Source organism: Methanobrevibacter sp. (assembly GCF_045120835.1).
In the GTDB taxonomy this organism is placed as follows: domain Archaea; phylum Methanobacteriota; class Methanobacteria; order Methanobacteriales; family Methanobacteriaceae; genus Methanocatella.
On sequence record NZ_JBGVFE010000051.1, the window covers coordinates 1 to 3,331 of the forward strand.

The window sequence follows — 3,331 nt, forward strand, 5'->3', positions numbered from 1 at the left end:
GGAGGCATTATCTCTACGAATACTGTGCAGTGCCTGAAATTGTCTGATATTATTTTCAGTATTTCTGAGACATCATCCTGCTGAAGATACATTGTCAATCCTTCGATAATTATTAAAACATTTCCGCTTTCTATTTTTATATTCTCTGGCCAATTGGAATCCATTGCTGAGTATGAAAGGGTTGTTACCCTTTCGCTGTCGGATATATATTTAAGTCTGAAATTAGCGGAGTTTTCAAGGTCAATGTTATACCATTTTATCAGACCGTTGTCCAGCCTGTTGAATCTGGTGTCCATTCCAGAAGCAATGTTTATTATTGTTGCGTGAGGATGTTTTTCAATGAAATCCAAAACCATTTCATCAAGCACTATTGTTCTTGAGATTACTCCATATTTCATCTTAATGTCCTTGTCGCTTGTTGTGAAATCATAATCAATTTCTGAAATGACTTCTACAGCCTTTCTGTCATAAAATTTGGGGTTTTTAGTCTGTGAATGTTGTGCCTTTGCAAATAATGTCAAAAGCATTGTTTTTTCTACGCCTTCTAAATTCATAAGTATTTCTCCATAAGTTTTTTTAATTATATAATAGTTGGATTAAGTAGTATATAAATTTTTAGGCATGCCTAAATTTTTTATATTCAATAATTTAATAAGATAAAAAACAAAAATATACATATGAATTCTGTAGATTTATCAGTAAAATTATTTGAAGAAGGATATGTGTGTTCACAGGCAGTTTTTGCTGCTTTCAGTGAGGATTTCGGAGTTAAAAAGGAAGATGCACTAAAGATTGGATCCTGCTTTGGAAGCGGAATGCGAAAAGCAGAAGTCTGTGGAGCATGTACCGGGGCACTGATGGTTCTGGGTTTGAAATATGGAGAAGACAAATCCAAAAGCAATGAAGTCTGCGAAAAATTTCTAGATGAATTTAAAAATGAAAACGGATCATACCTCTGCAGGGATTTGTTGAATTGTGACATAAGCACTGAGAAAGGAAGGGAATATGCAATAGACAATAATCTTTTCAGCGAATTATGTCCTAAAATGGTTGAATCCGCCTCCAAAATTGTAGAAGAAATTTTAAAAAAAAGGTCTGAATGAACAAAATGGCAAACAACATTAAATTGGAAGCATTATAGTTTCAATTCAAGCTCATCCTTGTCTATTTCACCATATATGTCTTCATCCAGCCAATGGTTCTTGCATGCTACATGCTCAAGCAAAACGCATTGTGGAGGTATTGAAAGGTTTCTTGCTTTCCATCCTCCTGAAATGAGATTCAATACGCATGTAATGCCGATGATTCCCAGTTCATCCTTATCCTCTTTTTTTGCATTTCTGAATGCTGTCGATTCATGGGAAATGATATAAACTTCATGGTTTTGATATTTTTTGCTAATCTGATATACTTTGCATTTTGGATTGCAGAATGTGCAAACGTCCCCTAGCATATCCTCTTTTGCCTGGCATTTTTTGCTGTTTGAGTTCATGCATGATGGAAGCAGTATCGCCTTTCTTGTTCTGGAGCCATATTCCTCCCTGTATATCCTATTCATTATCTCAGCTCCAAGCATGTTTAAATGATACTCAAGTTCATGACCATGATAGAATATGACATCTTCCTCCATAATATGGCTGGGACCATTGCTTTCAATATATTTTTCCAAATTGATGGTATATTCTCCAAGATATTTTTCACTGTTTTGGCAAAACCACTTTGTCAGCTCAAGGCAGTCTTCAAGATTGTGGTTGAAATTTCTGAAATGCGGAATCTGATCAATATAGTCTCCGGTAGCTTCCAGAAAATTGACAAGCAAATCAAGATTTTCCCAAGTTAATTTCTCATTGTTTTTCGTGTAGGGCTTAAAGAGATATTTGGTCAAAAGTTTACCTCTCAGCTCATCAATGAATGGCTTGTCTTCAGGAAAAACTCTTCTGTATTCTGCCAGATTTGCCAGTAGCTTATGTATATCACCATTTAAATCCATGGCAGTTGTGCCGTAAAGATACCAGTAAACGCCAATGCATAATGCTTCAAGTGATTCCTCATCATTTCTGAAATCAAACTGCATGGAATAATCGATGAATTCATCACCGAAATCCTTGATTTTTGCATAATATTCATTATTTAAAGTATAGGGAAAAATAATTTCATCTCCAAACTATCCTTTCAATATTCTTTCAACATCTTCCTTGTGTTCAAAAAGAACGCATCCGCCTTCATGATCATCCATCAAGATTCCCTCATTTTTAAGGTATCTGAATAATTTTGAGTTAAGAGCTTCAATAAGGCTTGAATCCTTTACGTTTATGTCCGAATAAGGTGAAGCCGGACAGGGTTCCGCATCGCCATGTGAATTGATATGGAAAAATCCTCTTCCGGCAGCCAGACAACCTCCTGAAGCCTTTTCATCTCCAGGAAATGATAAGAATATCATGTCATCATATTCCCTTCGAAGGCGATTAAGTTCATCAAATAGGATTTCCCTTTCCCTGTCGCCTGGAGCCAGGTCAACGTTTTGTCCGGCTACCGGCACATATTCGATGAAGAATACTGCTTTGCAGCCCAAATCATGCAATTTTTCAATATATTCACTTGACACAAGCATTCCTAAATTTTCATTGGTGAATGTTAGTGAAGCACCAAATACAATATTCCTTTTTTTCATCAGATTCATTGAATCGGAAATCTGTTTGTAAACTCCCTTTCCTCTTCTTGAATCTGTAATGTCCTCATCGCCCTCAATGGATATGATTGGAACAAGATTTCTATTCCTGTCAAATAACTTCATATAATCATCATTCAGCAAGGTTCCATTTGTAAATATGGGAAATAAAATTTCGGGAAACTTGGAAGCACTTATAATCACATCTTCTCTAATCAATGGTTCGCCTCCTGCAAGGACAATGAAGCTTATTCCCATTTCCCTTGCTTGAGTGAAAATGTCATTCCAGTCCTCACAGGAAAGCTGATTTGATGGCTCTTCATCACTGCATGCATCATTGGCCCGTGAATAACAGCCAACACAATGGAGGTTGCAGCTGCTTGTAATGCTTGCAATCAGGAAAACAGGAACCTCATGACCATTTTTGCCATGCTTTTTCCTTATTTCACCTGCCTTTTTTGCATATTTTGAAAATTTTAGTAGGTATAGGCTTTCTTTGGGGTTTTTCAGGGATGCGCGTATGGCATCCTTTACAATATTTTCCACACCATTAGAGAGATATTCCTGTAAATCGAAATCGCTTTCCATTCTATTTCACCTTTACGCATTCAAGCAGAAATTTCGCATGGTCTTCTGCTTGCTTAAAGAAATCATCCAGACAGC

Annotated in this window: 4 protein-coding genes; 1 reads left to right on the forward strand and 3 read right to left on the reverse strand. The window is 36.5% G+C overall.

What is annotated here, in order from left to right; translation table 11 throughout:
* Positions 1 to 554: class I SAM-dependent methyltransferase (locus ACJMLO_RS05385; protein ID WP_405294674.1), on the reverse strand; the 554-nt coding region annotated here is incomplete at its 3' end.
* A gap of 123 nt (positions 555 to 677) precedes the next feature.
* Between ACJMLO_RS05385 and ACJMLO_RS05390 the strand changes: the two genes are divergently transcribed.
* A complete protein-coding gene (locus ACJMLO_RS05390; protein WP_405294676.1) occupies positions 678 to 1,103 on the forward strand; it encodes a C-GCAxxG-C-C family protein in 426 nt (141 codons plus the stop codon).
* Between the two features lie 32 nt (positions 1,104 to 1,135).
* On the opposite strand, the gene ACJMLO_RS05395 is transcribed toward ACJMLO_RS05390, so the two are convergent.
* Together ACJMLO_RS05395 and ACJMLO_RS05400 are read right to left on the reverse strand one after the other, a co-directional pair.
* Positions 1,136 to 2,074, reverse strand: coding sequence for a DUF116 domain-containing protein (locus ACJMLO_RS05395; RefSeq protein ID WP_405294678.1), 939 nt, complete (start codon positions 2,072 to 2,074; stop codon positions 1,136 to 1,138).
* 90 nt (positions 2,075 to 2,164) lie between these two features.
* The gene (locus tag ACJMLO_RS05400) at positions 2,165 to 3,256 is read right to left on the reverse strand and encodes a radical SAM protein (protein WP_405294680.1); all 1,092 of its coding nucleotides are present in this window, start codon (positions 3,254 to 3,256) and stop codon (positions 2,165 to 2,167) included.
* Positions 3,257 to 3,331: the final 75 nt, after the last annotated feature.

What these genes read in the sequence shown, in the direction of transcription:
- ACJMLO_RS05390 (WP_405294676.1), top strand. Translation starts at nt 678, where the DNA reads ATGAATTCTGTAGATTTATCAGTAAAATTATTTGAAGAAGGATATGTG.
- ACJMLO_RS05395 (WP_405294678.1), bottom strand. Translation starts at nt 2,074, where the DNA reads ATGCAGTTTGATTTCAGAAATGATGAGGAATCACTTGAAGCATTATGC.
- ACJMLO_RS05400 (WP_405294680.1), bottom strand. Translation starts at nt 3,256, where the DNA reads ATGGAAAGCGATTTCGATTTACAGGAATATCTCTCTAATGGTGTGGAA.